General features: G+C 64.8%; 15 protein-coding genes. 13 read left to right on the top strand and 2 right to left on the bottom strand.

What is annotated here, in order from left to right; all coding sequences use genetic code 11:
- Positions 1 to 160: 160 nt before the first annotated feature.
- The 3 genes from ACE1EY_RS06280 (at position 161) to ACE1EY_RS06270 (ending at position 1,439) form a co-directional block, all read left to right on the top strand.
- Positions 161 to 499 (top strand): P-II family nitrogen regulator, encoded by a 339-nt coding sequence (locus ACE1EY_RS06280; RefSeq protein WP_291512601.1) that lies wholly within the window; start codon positions 161 to 163, stop codon positions 497 to 499.
- Between the two features lie 71 nt (positions 500 to 570).
- Complete coding sequence (locus ACE1EY_RS06275; RefSeq protein WP_291512602.1) at positions 571 to 942, top strand: DUF4124 domain-containing protein; 372 nt, start codon at positions 571 to 573, stop codon at positions 940 to 942.
- Positions 939 to 1,439 (top strand): DUF4124 domain-containing protein, encoded by a 501-nt coding sequence (locus ACE1EY_RS06270; RefSeq protein WP_373928055.1) that lies wholly within the window; start codon positions 939 to 941, stop codon positions 1,437 to 1,439. Before ACE1EY_RS06275 ends, ACE1EY_RS06270 begins: the two co-directional genes overlap by 4 nt.
- Here ACE1EY_RS06270 and speE read toward each other — a convergent pair.
- Positions 1,426 to 2,277: a polyamine aminopropyltransferase gene (speE, locus tag ACE1EY_RS06265; RefSeq protein WP_370299720.1), complete on the bottom strand. Its 852-nt coding sequence runs from the start codon at positions 2,275 to 2,277 to the stop codon at positions 1,426 to 1,428. The genes ACE1EY_RS06270 and speE overlap by 14 nt on opposite strands.
- A 66-nt stretch (positions 2,278 to 2,343) precedes the next feature.
- On the opposite strand from speE, the gene speA reads away from it, so the two are divergent.
- Both speA and ACE1EY_RS06255 read left to right on the top strand, forming a co-directional pair.
- Positions 2,344 to 4,266 (top strand): biosynthetic arginine decarboxylase, encoded by a 1,923-nt coding sequence (gene speA / locus ACE1EY_RS06260; RefSeq protein ID WP_370299719.1) that lies wholly within the window; start codon positions 2,344 to 2,346, stop codon positions 4,264 to 4,266.
- Positions 4,263 to 5,153: an NAD(P)-dependent oxidoreductase gene (locus tag ACE1EY_RS06255; protein WP_370299718.1), complete on the top strand. Its 891-nt coding sequence runs from the start codon at positions 4,263 to 4,265 to the stop codon at positions 5,151 to 5,153. Before speA ends, ACE1EY_RS06255 begins: the two co-directional genes overlap by 4 nt.
- On the opposite strand, the gene argH is transcribed toward ACE1EY_RS06255, so the two are convergent.
- Entirely contained in the window at positions 5,142 to 6,518 is a 1,377-nt protein-coding gene (gene argH, locus ACE1EY_RS06250; RefSeq protein WP_291512607.1) for an argininosuccinate lyase, read from the bottom strand. The two genes, ACE1EY_RS06255 and argH, sit on opposite strands and share 12 nt — an antisense overlap.
- 78 nt (positions 6,519 to 6,596) lie before the next feature.
- Here argH and ACE1EY_RS06245 point away from each other — a divergent pair, with 78 nt between their 5' ends.
- The 8 genes from ACE1EY_RS06245 (at position 6,597) to ACE1EY_RS06210 (ending at position 13,392) form a co-directional block, all read left to right on the top strand.
- Positions 6,597 to 7,676 carry a histidine kinase gene (locus ACE1EY_RS06245; protein WP_291512608.1) on the top strand — a complete coding sequence of 360 codons (1,080 nt, stop codon included), beginning with the start codon at positions 6,597 to 6,599 and terminating at the stop codon, positions 7,674 to 7,676.
- On the top strand, positions 7,673 to 8,440 hold the full coding sequence (locus tag ACE1EY_RS06240; protein WP_291512609.1) for a LytTR family DNA-binding domain-containing protein: 768 nt from the start codon (positions 7,673 to 7,675) through the stop codon (positions 8,438 to 8,440). Before ACE1EY_RS06245 ends, ACE1EY_RS06240 begins: the two co-directional genes overlap by 4 nt.
- Positions 8,441 to 8,527: 87 nt before the next feature.
- On the top strand, positions 8,528 to 9,451 hold the full coding sequence (gene hemC / locus ACE1EY_RS06235; protein ID WP_370299717.1) for a hydroxymethylbilane synthase: 924 nt from the start codon (positions 8,528 to 8,530) through the stop codon (positions 9,449 to 9,451).
- Positions 9,448 to 10,233 carry a uroporphyrinogen-III synthase gene (locus ACE1EY_RS06230; protein WP_291512611.1) on the top strand — a complete coding sequence of 262 codons (786 nt, stop codon included), beginning with the start codon at positions 9,448 to 9,450 and terminating at the stop codon, positions 10,231 to 10,233. Before hemC ends, ACE1EY_RS06230 begins: the two co-directional genes overlap by 4 nt.
- Positions 10,226 to 11,356, top strand: coding sequence for a uroporphyrinogen-III C-methyltransferase (locus ACE1EY_RS06225; RefSeq protein ID WP_291512612.1), 1,131 nt, complete (start codon positions 10,226 to 10,228; stop codon positions 11,354 to 11,356). The genes ACE1EY_RS06230 and ACE1EY_RS06225 overlap by 8 nt, the downstream gene beginning before the upstream one ends.
- Entirely contained in the window at positions 11,353 to 12,537 is a 1,185-nt protein-coding gene (locus ACE1EY_RS06220; protein ID WP_291512613.1) for a heme biosynthesis HemY N-terminal domain-containing protein, read from the top strand. The genes ACE1EY_RS06225 and ACE1EY_RS06220 overlap by 4 nt, the downstream gene beginning before the upstream one ends.
- 70 nt (positions 12,538 to 12,607) lie before the next feature.
- Entirely contained in the window at positions 12,608 to 12,910 is a 303-nt protein-coding gene (locus ACE1EY_RS06215; protein WP_291512614.1) for a ferritin-like domain-containing protein, read from the top strand.
- A 68-nt stretch (positions 12,911 to 12,978) separates the two neighbouring features.
- On the top strand, positions 12,979 to 13,392 hold the full coding sequence (locus ACE1EY_RS06210; protein WP_291512615.1) for a DUF1330 domain-containing protein: 414 nt from the start codon (positions 12,979 to 12,981) through the stop codon (positions 13,390 to 13,392).

Below are 13,392 nucleotides of genomic sequence, written 5' to 3'. Positions count from 1 at the left end.
GCCGGGCGCCGGTTGGCGTCCGATCTGAACAACGCCTCGCCGGGTGAACCGGCGGGGCGTTTTTTGTGGCGGTCGTTAGCGCAAAAGACGGTGCTACACTGCTGCGAACAGCCCGCGACCGGGCTGACGAGTCATTCATGCGCGACAAGGAGCCGCTCAGATGAAGATGATCAGTGCGATTATCAAGCCGTTTCGTCTCGACGATGTCCGTCAGGCATTGTCCGAGGTGGGCGTGCAGGGAATGACGGTGACCGAGGTCAAGGGCTTCGGCCGGCAGAAGGGCCACACCGAGCTGTACCGGGGTGCTGAATACGTTGTCGACTTTCTACCCAAGGTGAAAATCGAAATCGCTGTCGACGATGGATTGGTCGACAACGCGGTCGAGGCCATCATGGCGGCCGCCAAGACCGGCCAGATTGGCGATGGCAAGATCTTTGTTCAGCCGTTGGAGCAGGTGCTGCGTATTCGCACGGGCGAGCAGGGGCCCGAAGCGGTCTAGCCGATTGGTCGCATCGAGCGCCGTTCTGGATGCTCACGAGGGGAACCGACATCCGACGCACGGGTTTGGCAATGTGTGTACTCGCAGGCTGCGGCGTTGTGACCGGCGCAGCCGCGGCGGTTTATCGCTGGGTTGATGACGCGGGGCGTGTGCATTTCAGCGACACGCCGCCGGCCTCGCATACCGAAGTCCTGGAATTCGCGCCCGGCACGGCGGCGCAGGCGGCTCGCCGTCAGCAGTTGCTGGCCGAGGAAAGCGCGGCGGCCGCTCGTGACGAAGCCTGTGCGGCGGCACGAACGCAGCTGGCGCAGTACCAGTCCGCAGGTCGGCTGGTCGAGCGCGACCCCGACGGAAACGAGCGCGAATTGAACGCGGACGAACGTGCATCGCTGGTTGAGACCGCCCAGGCCAGGGTGGATGCGGACTGCGAGGTGTCCCGGTGAAGGCAGCGGCCCTCATTACGGTGGCGATCGTTCTAGCCCTGCTACCGGCAACCGGCTCAGCAGTGGGTGTATATCGCTGGGTGGATGCCGCCGGCCAGGTTCATTACTCCGACCAGCCCATCGCCAGCGCACAGCGGGTCAATGCGGCGTTGCTGACCTCGCGGGAGATCAAGGCGGTTGCGACCAGCTCCGCGCCTGACCATTTTCACAAGCGCGTTCGTCGACAATGCGACGCAGTGAAGGATCGCATTGCCACGTACGAGCGTGCCGCGGTGGTTTACGGCCAGACCGCCACCGGGGTGACCTATCGCCTGAGCGCCGAACAGCGTCGTGACCGGCTTCGCGATTTTCGCGACCAGCGTGATCAATACTGCTCACCGAGAGCGGCGGAACGCCTCTGGCACAAGCGAGTGGAGCAGGCGAAGGCGATGCAGGCTTCGGCGCCGACGGACGCGGAAGCCTTGCGTATCCGAGGTGGGCCGATCAGTCGGAACTGACCAGACGTTTCACCAGCGGCGGTACGGCGAACGCGCCGGCATGCGTCTGAACGTTGTAGTACTGAAGCGTGGATTCAAACGCATCCGTGGCCGTTGATCGCGCGGCGGGCAGCGGCTCCATGTGCGCAATCGTGGCGCTCCACCAGCCGCCCGGATAGATCGGCTGTGGAAAGAACAACGGGGTCGTGGTCGCAAACCCGGCCTCGCGCATTGCCTCACCCATGGCCTTGAAAATGGGGCCGTGCATTAGCGGTGATTCCGATTGCTGGATGAATAATCCGCCGTCGGCCAGCGCCTCGCGGCAACTCCGATAAAACGCGACATTGAACAGCCCTTCGGCCGGGCCGATCGGGTCGGTGGAATCGACGATGATCACATCGAGGCTGTTGGCCGGCGCATTCTTGATCCAGGCGATGCCATCGTCGAAGGCCAACGTCGCGCGCGGATCGTCGTTGGACTCGCACAGTTCGGGAAAATAGTGTTCGGACAGACGGGTGACGCGTTCGTCGATATCGATCTGGGTGGCCTGCTTGACCTCGGCATGACGCAGGACTTCGCGCAACGTGCCACAGTCACCACCGCCGATAATCGCGACCTGTTCAGGCTTGGGGTGGGTCGCCAGTACCGGATGCGACATCATCTCGTGGTAGAAGAAGTTGTCGCGGGTGCTCACCATGGTGCAGCCATCGATCACCATGAGATAACCCCATCGCTCGGTCTCGTAGATTTCGATGTGTTGAAAAGGGGTTTGCTCGGCGTGAACGCGGCGCCCCTTAAGCGAGAACGCGCTCGCGGCGGACTCGTCGACTTCGGTAAACCACTGGTCTGCGTTTAACATCGCGATGCGTTTCAAGACGGGGTGCGCATTGTAACCCCGAGATGACCCACCTTCGGATCAGGCCGGATGCCGCAATCAGCATGGACGGTGGACGACAGTCGTCGTCTCTACAATCTCTCCACCTGGGGAGACGGATACTTTGATATCACCGAGCAGGGTGAGCTTGCGGTGGGGGGCGATGCCGATCATCGGGTCGCGCTGCCCGAGATCGTGGAACAGTTGGCGACAGCCGGGCTGCGCCTGCCGGTGCTGCTGCGGTTCTCCGCCGTACTGCGCGATCGGGTCCGTCGGCTATGCGAGGCGTTTGACCGCGCCTGCGATGACCTTGACTACACGGCGGGTTACACCGCGGTCTATCCGATCAAGGTGAATCAGCAGTACAGCGTCGTCCGGGAGATCGTCGATTGCGGTGGCGAGCGGGTTGGGCTCGAGGCCGGCAGCAAACCGGAATTGCTCGCCGTGCTGGGCATGGTGCGCGAGGGCGGCACGGTCATTTGCAACGGCTATAAAGACCCCGAGTACGTGCGGCTGGCCTTGCAAGGTCAGCGCCTCGGTATCCAGGTCACGCTGGTGGTCGAAAAACTCTCGGAACTCGGGATCATTCTCGCCGAGGCCAGCGCCATCGGCGTCAAGCCCCGAATCGGGCTGCGGGTGCGCCTGGCCACGCTGGGCGCTGGCAACTGGCAGAACACCGGCGGCGAGAAATCCAAGTTTGGCCTGCCTGCGGGGCAGTTGCTGGATGCCGTGACGCGGCTGCGCGAAGCCGGCATGTTGGATTGCCTGCATTTGATGCACCTGCATCTCGGGTCCCAGATTGCCAACGTGCGTGACATCCAGAACGGCATGCGCGAGGCCGCACGGCTATATGTGGAACTGCGCGCACTGGGTGCGCCGATCGACTGTGTCGACGTCGGCGGCGGCCTCGGCGTGGACTATGAGGGAACGCGTTCGCGCAGCTTCTGTTCCCTGAACTATTCGGTGCACGAATACGCGCACAACATCGTTCGGGCGCTGGCTGAGCATTGCGCCGTGGCTGGCGTGCCCGCGCCGCATATCATCAGCGAATCCGGGCGCGCCCTCACGGCCCACCATGCGGTGCTCGTAACCTCGGTCGTCGACACCGATGCGGGCATTCTTCCCGAGCCGGGCGACCGGCCGACCGATGCGCCCTTGCCTCTCACCGACCTGTGGCGTGTCTACGACGGCATCGATGAGCTGCCGCCGCTGGAGGTCTACCACGACACGGGATATTGCCTGGGCGAGGCGCATGCCGCGTTCAACCACGGCCAGATGAGCCTGACCGAGCGCGCGCAGGCCGAGCGGTTGGCGTCTGCCGTGAATCGCCGGCTGCTGGAGCGGCTGAGCCCGGACGTGGCGGCCCATCGTGAGGCCATCCAGGATCTGGCCGTGCGTCTGGCGACCAAATACTTCCTGAACCTGTCGGTGTTTCAGAGCTTGCCGGACGTCTGGGGTATCGATCAGGTCTTTCCCATCGTGCCCATCGACCGGCTAAGCGAGCGACCCGCCGAGCGGGTCACGTTGTGCGATCTGACCTGCGATTCGGATGGGCGGATCGACCAGTACGTGGAGCAGGCGGGGCTGGCCGAAACCCTGCCCGCGCATGCGTTGCGCGAAGGCGAAACCTATTGCCTGGCGATTGCGATGGTCGGCGCCTACCAGGAAATTCTGGGTGATCTCCACAACTTGTTCGGTGATACCGACACCGTGAATATCGAGGTGGACGAAACCGGTGCGTGGCGGTTTGAGCAGCCCGAGCCCGGCGACCGCACCGATGAACTGCTCAGCGTTGTGCATCACGAACCGCAACGTCTGCTGGAGCGGTATCGGGCTCGCCTCGAGCGCTCTGGCCTCAACGCCGGCGAGCAGGCCGCGATTCTCGCCGACTACCAGCACGCAATGCAGGGTTACACCTATCTTGACCCGCTGGATTTGCGGCGGTTGAACCCGCCGACGGGAGCGGTGACATGAGCCAAACGACGCGAGCGGGCTTTGTCGGTCTGGGCGCGATGGGTGAGCACATGGCAGCCCATCTGGCGTCCGCGGGACAGCTGGTCTCGGTCTACAACCGCACGCTGTCGCGCGCCCAAGCCTTTGCTGACCGGCATGGCGTCGCCGCCGCGGATTCTGTCGACACTCTGGGCCGGAACTGTGATGTCGTCGTGCTGTGCGTTTCGGCGGATGCCGATGTCGAAGCGGTCTGCGAGCATCTGGCAAACAGCATGACGGCCGGCGGGCTGGTCATTGATTGTTCGACGGTGGCTCGCGAGACCGCCGTCGCAGTGGCGCAGCGACTGGAATCCGCCGGTATCCGCTTTGTCGACGCGCCGGTATCCGGCGGAACGGAGGGTGCACGCAAGGGCAGCCTGACGATCATGGTCGGCGGCCAGGCCGCGGACTTCGAACGGGCAACCGCCGTTCTGGACCGGCTGGGCGAGCGGATTCATCACATGGGCCCGGTCGGCGCCGGGCAGGCCACCAAGGCGGTGAATCAGGTGCTTTGCGCCGGCATCAATCGCGCCGTGACCGAGGCGCTGGCCTTTGGCGAGGCATTGGGATTGCCGATGGACTCGGTGGTTGACGTGGTCGGCAGCGGCGCGGGCGGCAATTGGTTCATCAATCACCGCGGCAAGACCATGTTGCAGTCACGCTACCCGCTGGGATTCAAGGTTGCTCTGCACGCCAAGGATCTGGGGATTTGCTCGGCGATGGCGCAGGCTGCCAACGCGGCGATCCCGCTGACCGAGCAGACCCGCGCCGATTACGACCGGCTCATGGCCGATGGCTTTGGCGACGAGGATATCTCCGCCCTCTATCGCCTTGTCCGCCCCGGCGCAGCCCCGGACTCAGACGTCTGAGCGGGCCCGGGCGATTGCCGCCCTGACTTGATTCGGGGCGGTGCCGCCAATGTGGTCACGTGCGGCGACTGAGCCTTCAACCGTCAGCACCGCGTAGACATCGTCCGCGATCACATCGGATTCGGCCTGCAGGTCCGTCAGCGGCAGGTCGGCCAGATCGCAACCGGCATCGGTGGCCCGGCGTACGCAGCGTCCGACCACAGCGTGGGCATCGCGGAACGGCACGCCTCGCATCACCAGATAGTCTGCAAGGTCCGTTGCAGTGGCAAAGCCCTGCGCGGCGGCGGCCAGTGCCCTGTCCTTGCGCACGACCAGCGCGGCCACCATCGGCGTGAACACGCGCAGGCAGGCCAGCACCGTGTCGACGCTGTCGAACAAGGGCTCCTTGTCTTCCTGGTTGTCGCGGTTGTAGGCGAGCGGCTGACCTTTCATCAGCACCAGCAGCGTCTGGAGGCTACCGATCACGCGTGCGCTCTTGCCGCGAACCAGTTCGGCGATATCCGGGTTCTTCTTCTGCGGCATGATCGACGAGCCGGTGCAAAAGGCGTCCGGCAATTCGATCAGCCCGAAGGCCGCGCTGGTCCACAGCACCAGCTCCTCGCACATGCGCGACAGGTGCACGAGCAACAGGCTGGCGCAGCTGCAGTACTCGATGGCGAAGTCGCGGTCCGACACGGCGTCCAGCGAGTTCTCACAAACGCCATCGAAGCCCAGCAACTCAGCAGTGATGTGGCGGTCGATCGGATGCGGGGTGCCGGCCAGGGCGGCGGCGCCGAGCGGCATGCGGTTGGTCCGGCGGCGGGCATCGGCGAAACGCTCGGCGTCGCGCTGAATCATTTCGCGCCAGGCGAGCATGTGGTGTCCGAAGCTGATCGGCTGCGCCACCTGCATGTGGGTATGGCCAGGAAAGATCGTATCGGCCTCGCGTTCAGCAAGGTCCAGCAGCGTTTCGGACAGCCGGTCCAGCGCGGCGCCGGTTTCGTCGATGGCATCCCGCATGAACAGCCGCAGGTCGGTGGCGACCTGGTCATTGCGCGAGCGCGCCGTGTGGAGCTTTTTGCCGACCTCCCCAACCTGCTCGGTGAGGCGGCGTTCGATGTTCATGTGCACATCTTCCAGCGCCGTATCCCACTGGAATTTGCCGGCCCCGATCTGCTCGGCAATCCGCTCCAGGCCGCTGACGATGGTGCTCGCTTCGTCGGCCGTCAGCACGCCGCATCGGCCGAGCATGGTGGCGTGAGCGACGGAGCCGCGAATATCGTGCGGTGCCAGGCGCTGATCGAAGCTCACCGACTCGGTGAAGATCTCGACGCGGGGATCGGTGGCCTGGGTAAACCGTCCGGCCCAGGGTTTGTCTGCACTCATACGATTGCGGCGCTGCGAGGGTTGCGGGGCGGCGCAGTATAGCTTGACCCGCCACCGTGCTCCGCCAAGACTGCAACAATGGACACCCTCGCCACGCGACCCGCGCCCGAACTCCTGCCGGACTTTTGTTCCGGCCCGGTGCTGCTCTCGGTGGCGCTGATCACGCAACTGGTCGCGATGCTGATCATGTTCGTCACCCAACCGGTGGGCGCATTCTTCTGGGAGCGCTTTGCCCTGCTGACGCTCTATCTGCAATGGAACGGCCTGTGTGGCGCCGCCGTGCTCTGTCAGGCGCGATCATGGTTGTCGCGCATGCCGATCTGGTTCGTGTTGTTCACCAGCTACGTATTGCTGTTAGGCGTGACGGCGTTGTTAGCCGAGCTGTCGTGGATGCTGATTCGTGTGCTGGGCTGGTCGTCGATGCTGGAGATACGCGGGCGGTCGAGTTTCGTCGTCGGCAGTTTGGGTGTCGCTGCGATCTTCATCGCCTTCGTATTCCGTTACTTCTGGGTTCAGTACCAGTGGCGGGTGCAAATCCAGGCGCAGGCGGAGTCGCGTTATCTGGCGCTGCAGGCGCGTATCCGCCCACACTTTCTGTTCAACACCCTGAACACGCTGTCGGCCCTGATCCGCAAGGACCCCCGGCTCGCCGAATCGATGGTGGATGATTTGTCCGATCTGTTCCGGGTCAGCCTGGAGAAGCGTCACCGCCTGGTGCCCTTGCATGATGAAATCGACACCGCTCGCTCTTACCTGAATATCGAACAGGTCCGGGTTGGCGACCGTTTGATCGTGGAATGGGCGATCGCGGACGCCACGCTGGATGTGCCGGTTCCGGTGTTGTCGCTCCAGCCATTGGTGGAGAACGCAGTGCATCACGGCGTGATGCATCGGGACGAGGGCGGAACCATTCGGATTTCAACGGAGTTGCAAAAACACGGCTCGGGAGTGGACTATTTGCTTCTGACCGTCGTGAACCCGGTGCCCGAGGTGCCGGTTCCGAGTCAGGGTTCTCGGCTCGCGCTGACGAATCTGACCGAACGGTTGCGAATCGCCTACGATGGGCGTGCAAGCCTGCACGGCGAACGCAAAGACGACCATTTCCGCATCGAGATGCGACTTCCCGTCGTAACCGAAGTGCGGCAGGGGGTGGCATGAGGCTGGTTATCGTCGACGACGAAGCGCTTGCCCGCGAGCGGGTCCGGCAACTTGTGTCGGATTTTCCCGGATGGGAGGTCGCCGGAGAGGCCGAGAACGGACGCAAGGCCCTGGAAGTGATCAGGCAGACCGAGCCTGATGTCGTCCTGCTGGATGTTCGCATGGGCGAAGTCGACGGCCTCCAGGTCGCCCGGAAGCTTGCCGAGGAATCCACGCCGCCGGCCATCATCTTCACGACCGCCTTCGCCGAACATGCATTGTCGGCGTTCGAATCCAGCGCAGTGGCCTACCTGCTCAAGCCCATCCGGGCCGAGAAGCTGCGCGATGCCCTGCAGCGTGCGCGTCGGCCCAGCCGTGCGCAGTTGGAAACAGCCTGGTCGCAGCATGCCGAGCCGGCGCGGGCGCATATCGTGGCGTCGACGCGCTCGGGCCTGCTTCGCGTGCCCTCGCGCGACATTCTCTATTTTCTGGCCGATCAGAAGTACGTCACCGTGTTTCATCTGCACGGCGAGGTGCTGATCGAGGAATCGCTTCGCCAGCTCGAAGAAGATTTCGCGCCGCTATTCGTGCGCATTCATCGCAAGGCCCTGGTGGCGAAGAACTACATCACCGGCCTTGAGCGCAGCCGCGAAGGCCATCACTGGGTGCACCTGCAACATTGCAAGGAGCCCCTGCCAGTCAGTCGGCGGCGTCTGGCCGAGGTGCGTCGGGTCCTGTCCGACGGCGGCGGCGCTCCGTCGCTGGATGATCTCGACGACGTCTGAGAACTGGCGGATTCGCGATCGAGCGTTGGCTCGCCTGCAGCCTGAGAACCGGTATTCTCCCGCCTCCCGCTTGTTTCCGACCCGCCCATGAAGCTTGTTATCGCAACCCGGCAGAGTCCATTGGCCCTTTGGCAGGCCGAGCACGTTCGCGATCGTCTGCGGGCGGTACACCCCGATTTGTCCGTTGAGCTGCTCAAGCTCACCACCGAGGGCGACCGCAGGCTGGATCAGCCGCTGGCGGCCTTCGGCGGCAAAGGTCTGTTCATCAAGGAGCTGGAGCAGGCCCTGATCGACGGGCGCGCTGATCTCGCCGTGCACTCGATGAAGGACGTGCCGGTGAGCCTGCCGCCGGGTTTCGCCCTGGGGCCGATTCTGGAGCGTGCCGACGTGCGCGACGCATTGGTCTGCGATGTCGCCAGCGGGGTGGATGGTCTGCCGCAGGGTGCCCGAGTCGGCACAGCAAGCCAGCGCCGGCAGGCGCAGTTGTCCGAACGGCGGCCGGACCTGCAGATCGGGTCGGTGCGTGGCAATGTCGGCACGCGCCTGAGCCGGCTGGACGAAGGGCGATTCGATGCGTTGATTCTCGCAGCGGCGGGGTTGGACCGTCTGGGGCTGGATCAACGGATCGCTGCACGTCTGGATCCGCGGGACATGCTGCCCGCAGCCGGGCAAGGCGCGGTCGGCATCGAATACCGCGATGGTGATTCGCGTACCGCACAATGGCTTGCACCACTCATGCATGAGCCCACGGCCATCCGCGTTCGGTCCGAGCGAGCGCTTAGCCGCGCACTGGGTGGCGACTGCACGCTGCCGCTGGCGGGCTACGCCACGCTGGACGGCGAGGAACTGGATTTGCAGGCCTTCATCGGCCTGCCTGATGGCAGTCTCCATGCCCGTTGGCGGGGCCGAGGGGCGGCATCGGACCCGGAGACCCTGGGCCAAGCCGCGGCGGATGGGCTGCGCGCCAAGGGCGCCGATCGCATCTTGGAGCTGGTCCGGGCCGGCGGATGAGTGACGAGCCGGTTGCCCACGCGCTCAGCGGTCTGCGCATGTTGGTTCCCCGGGCGCCGGACCGGGGGGACGGGCTCCGTCTGCTGATCGAGGCCCTGGGCGGGGAAGCCCGCTGCGTCCCGGCACTGGACATCGTGCCGATCACCAACGCCTCTGCGGTGCAGCAACAACTTGGTGAGACGGGCGACCTGGACGCCGCGGTGTTCACCAGCGTCAACGCGGTGACGTACTGGTTTGCGCTGACCGGGGTGCCCCGGCTGCCGAGAACGGTTTTCGGCGTGGGCTCGGCCACCGTGGATGCGCTGGGCCAGCACGGTGTCGCGGCACGGGCACCGCAGCGTCAGGACAGCGAGGGCCTGCTGGCGGAATCGGAGCTGCTGGGCGCGTCGTCGGTGCTATTGCTGACCGGCGAGGGCGGCCGCGGGGCGCTGCGCGAGCGTCTGGACCAGACCACGCGCCTGATCGTCATCGAGTTGTACCGTCGGCGGCCCGGCGCCGCGTTGCCAGCGCGCCTGACATCCATCGCCGATTGGGTCAACGTCGTGCTGGCGCCCAGCGCCGAGACCTACACCGCGCTGATCCAATGCGACGCGCAGATTGGTCGACGGTTGCTGGGCTGCCCAGTGGTCGCGCCAAGCGAGCGTGTGATACAACACATTCGCACCCTGGGATCCAACGCACCGGCTTGGCTGGCGGCTCCGTTTGGCGACGCTGCCGTGCTTGAAGCACTGCGCGCGCACTGGGTGCAACCGCCAAACCAATGTGCGAGAGACGATGACTGACAGCGCCGCTGACGCAGACAGCCCGAAGGCCCAAGGCTCGGAGTTGGTGCCCTATTCGCCCGAGGCGCAGGCCGCGCAGGCGGCACCCCGGAAGACCGGACGCCCGATCGCCTGGACGGCGTTGATCATCACCTTGTTGAACCTGGTGATTCTCGGCTTTGGGGCAGCCCTGACGTGGCAGTTTGGCCTGCCCTATCTCGAGCGCTCCGGAGTCCGGGTGGACAGCATGCGCGAGCGCGTGTCCGACCAGTCGCGTGATCTGGAGCGTCACGGCGAGCGACTGGCGTCGCTGGAGGCCAGCCAGGGCGAATTCCGTCAGGGACAGCAACAGCGCGAGCGCCGGCTCGACGCCATCGGCAAACGGACGGAGACCATGGAATCCGCCGTCGATTCGCTGACCACCCGGGTCGAGGGTGGTCGCCGCATCTGGCAGCTCAATGAACTGGAACACCTGCTGCTGATCGCCAACGAGCGGCTGCAGCTGTCCCGTGATTTCGACGCCGCGCAGGCTGCGCTGGTGCTGGCCGAGGAACGTGCTGCCGCGATGAACGATCCGGCGTTGTTCGACGCCAGAAACCTGATTGCCAGCGAAATCGCAGCCCTGCGCAACGCGCCGCGCATTGATCGGCAATCCATCGCGCTGCGAATTAGCAGCCTGATCCGGCAGGTGCCCGGCCTGCCCGTGGAGCGGAATGTGCCGGATGCCTTCCAGCCCAGCGACGGACGTCCGCCGATCGAAGGCCCCGTGGCCGATGCAGGCCGCCGGGCGTGGCAGAAAATCAAGGAGATCGCGAACAAGATGTTCGTGATTCACCGCACCGAACAAGCGGTGCACCCTCTGCTGCCGCCAGAGCAATCGTACTTTCTGAAGCAGAACCTGATTTTGCAGCTGGAAACGGCGCGGCTCGCGGTGCTGCAGTCTGATGGGGCGAATTTTCGCGATGCAGTCAACGAGGCGCGGGCCTGGACAGAGCGATATTTCGACGCCCGGGACCGCAGCGTAACCACGGCAATCGAGCAGCTCGACGCGCTGGCCGGTGAGCGCATTCGCGTGAACCAGCCGGATATTTCGGCCAGCCTGGAGGCTGTCCGCTCGGTCATGGAGCGTCGACGCACACCATGATGCCGATACTGCTTCTTGTGCTGGTATTCGCGGCGGCGGCTGCTGCGGGCGTGTACCTGCTCGGCGACAGTGGCTATGTGCTGATCAATCTCGGCGCGTACATGGTCGAAACATCGGTGGTCACGCTGGTTGTTGTCGCGCTGGGCGGCGGGCTATTGCTGTTGCTGGGTTGGCGGGCTTTGCGCGGCGGGATTCGCGCACCGGGCGCGATCCGCCGAAACCTTCGGCAGCGCCGGGTCGAGCGGGCGCGGACTTCCTACCTGCGCGGTACGCTGAGGCTCACCCAGGGCCGTCCGAAGGACGCCGAGGTCGATCTGGTCCGCCATGCCGCGCATCACGACTACGCGTTGCTCAACTACCTCGGGGCGGCGGAAGCCGCCGATGCGATCGGCGCGTTTGATCGTCGTGACCGCTATCTGGAACTCGCGTTCTCCACCCGGCCTGATGCCGAGTTGTCGGTGCTGATGAAGCAGGCAGACCTGCAGTCGCGCCGCGGCCGACAGGCCGAAGCGCTGGCCACTCTGGTCCGCCTGCGTGACCTGCATCCCCATCACCCCGGTGTGTTGCGCCGGCTGGTCGATGTCTACGAACAGGCGGGTGATTGGGAGCCCCTGCGCGCGTTGTTGGAACGCATCGAGCGCGAGTCGGTGATTCCGGCAGAACGGTGGCAGGCACTGATGCAGACCTGCTACATGCGCCTGCTGGAATCAGCGGGTGAACACCGCCGCCTCGACAGCGTGCACGGTGCCTGGGAGTCCGTGGCCAAGCGTTTTCGCAGCGACAGCGCGATACGGCGCGCCTACATTCAGCAGTTGGCTCGTTGCGGGGCTGACGGCGAGGCGATCTCCTGGATTACGCAGGCGCTCAAGAATGACTGGGATGAACAGCTGGTGCTGTTGTTCGGCGAACTTCGCGCCAGCGACGACGTGAGCCAGCTGGCGGTGGTCGAGCAATGGCTGCGACAGTACGACGAGCGACCGGAGCTCCTGTTGGTCGCCGGGCGTCTCTGTTTGCGTGCCCGGCTCTGGGGGCGTGCACGCAGTTACCTCGAGGCCAGCCTGGGCAAGCGAAAATCACCGGATACGCTGTTTGCACTGGCGCGGCTGGCTGAAGAAACCAAGGAAACCGACCGGGCCAGGGGGCTTTACCGAGAAGGTCTGGAACTGGTCCTGGTGCACTGAGTGGCGCCCATCAGATGCGCTCGGCGCGTTACGATCGGCACATGGAGTTCGTCTGACCAAGGAGTGAACGATGTCCCATGAGGGCTATCACGAACCATACGACAAGCTGACCGACGAAGTGCGGGACATGCACCGGGCGATCGAATCGCTGATGGAAGAGCTGGAAGCCGTCGACTGGTACAACCAGCGCGTAGCGGCCTGCAAAGACCCCGAGCTCAAGGCGATTCTTGAGCACAACCGTGACGAAGAGAAGGAACACGCCGCGATGACGCTGGAGTGGATTCGCCGCCGTGACCCGAAGATGGACGAGGAGTTGAAGGACTACCTGTTCACCGACAAGCCCATCGCGCATCACGAAGACGATCACGACTAGTCAGCGAAGTGATCGACGCCAGAACGCCACCTGCGGGTGGCGTTTTGCATTCAGCCGGAGCCCAGCCCATGACTACACGCACCATTGACCCCACCGGTGATGATCTCAAGCGCATCGTCGCCACCGTGGCCGCCGACACGCCGGTGACCATGCTGAATCTGCTGCGCTTTCGCGATCAGGCCGCGTACCCGGCCACCGACGATGCCAAGCCCTGTTCCGGCCGCGACGCCTATGCTCGCTATTCCCGTCAGGCGTTGGCACATGTGCGAGCGGTCGGCGGCGAGCCGGTGGTGATCGCCGAGGTTCTCGGGCGTTTCATCGGCCCGGACAACGAGGACTGGGACGAGATGTTGCTTGTTCGCTATCCGAGCCTGTCCGCTTTTCTCGCCATGATCGGCAACCCCGACTACCAGGCGGCGACCATCCACCGCACGGCGGCGCTGGCCGACGCGCGGCTGATCGTCACGCGCACGCCGGCCTGA

This window comes from Abyssibacter sp., from assembly GCF_964229365.1.
GTDB lineage: Bacteria > Pseudomonadota > Gammaproteobacteria > Nevskiales > OUC007 > Abyssibacter.
Note: the sequence above shows the minus strand (reverse complement) of the source record. Positions and strands in the feature narration are given on the sequence as shown.

Excerpts from the sequence above, each read along its gene's own strand:
- ACE1EY_RS06280 (WP_291512601.1), top strand. The coding sequence starts at position 161 with ATGAAGATGATCAGTGCGATTATCAAGCCGTTTCGTCTCGACGATGTC.
- ACE1EY_RS06275 (WP_291512602.1), top strand. The coding sequence starts at position 571 with ATGTGTGTACTCGCAGGCTGCGGCGTTGTGACCGGCGCAGCCGCGGCG.
- speE (WP_370299720.1), bottom strand. The coding sequence starts at position 2,277 with ATGTTAAACGCAGACCAGTGGTTTACCGAAGTCGACGAGTCCGCCGCG.
- speA (WP_370299719.1), top strand. The coding sequence starts at position 2,344 with ATGCCGCAATCAGCATGGACGGTGGACGACAGTCGTCGTCTCTACAAT.
- ACE1EY_RS06255 (WP_370299718.1), top strand. The coding sequence starts at position 4,263 with ATGAGCCAAACGACGCGAGCGGGCTTTGTCGGTCTGGGCGCGATGGGT.
- argH (WP_291512607.1), bottom strand. The coding sequence starts at position 6,518 with ATGAGTGCAGACAAACCCTGGGCCGGACGGTTTACCCAGGCCACCGAT.
- ACE1EY_RS06245 (WP_291512608.1), top strand. The coding sequence starts at position 6,597 with ATGGACACCCTCGCCACGCGACCCGCGCCCGAACTCCTGCCGGACTTT.
- ACE1EY_RS06240 (WP_291512609.1), top strand. The coding sequence starts at position 7,673 with ATGAGGCTGGTTATCGTCGACGACGAAGCGCTTGCCCGCGAGCGGGTC.
- hemC (WP_370299717.1), top strand. The coding sequence starts at position 8,528 with ATGAAGCTTGTTATCGCAACCCGGCAGAGTCCATTGGCCCTTTGGCAG.
- ACE1EY_RS06230 (WP_291512611.1), top strand. The coding sequence starts at position 9,448 with ATGAGTGACGAGCCGGTTGCCCACGCGCTCAGCGGTCTGCGCATGTTG.
- ACE1EY_RS06225 (WP_291512612.1), top strand. The coding sequence starts at position 10,226 with ATGACTGACAGCGCCGCTGACGCAGACAGCCCGAAGGCCCAAGGCTCG.
- ACE1EY_RS06220 (WP_291512613.1), top strand. The coding sequence starts at position 11,353 with ATGATGCCGATACTGCTTCTTGTGCTGGTATTCGCGGCGGCGGCTGCT.
- ACE1EY_RS06215 (WP_291512614.1), top strand. The coding sequence starts at position 12,608 with ATGTCCCATGAGGGCTATCACGAACCATACGACAAGCTGACCGACGAA.
- ACE1EY_RS06210 (WP_291512615.1), top strand. The coding sequence starts at position 12,979 with ATGACTACACGCACCATTGACCCCACCGGTGATGATCTCAAGCGCATC.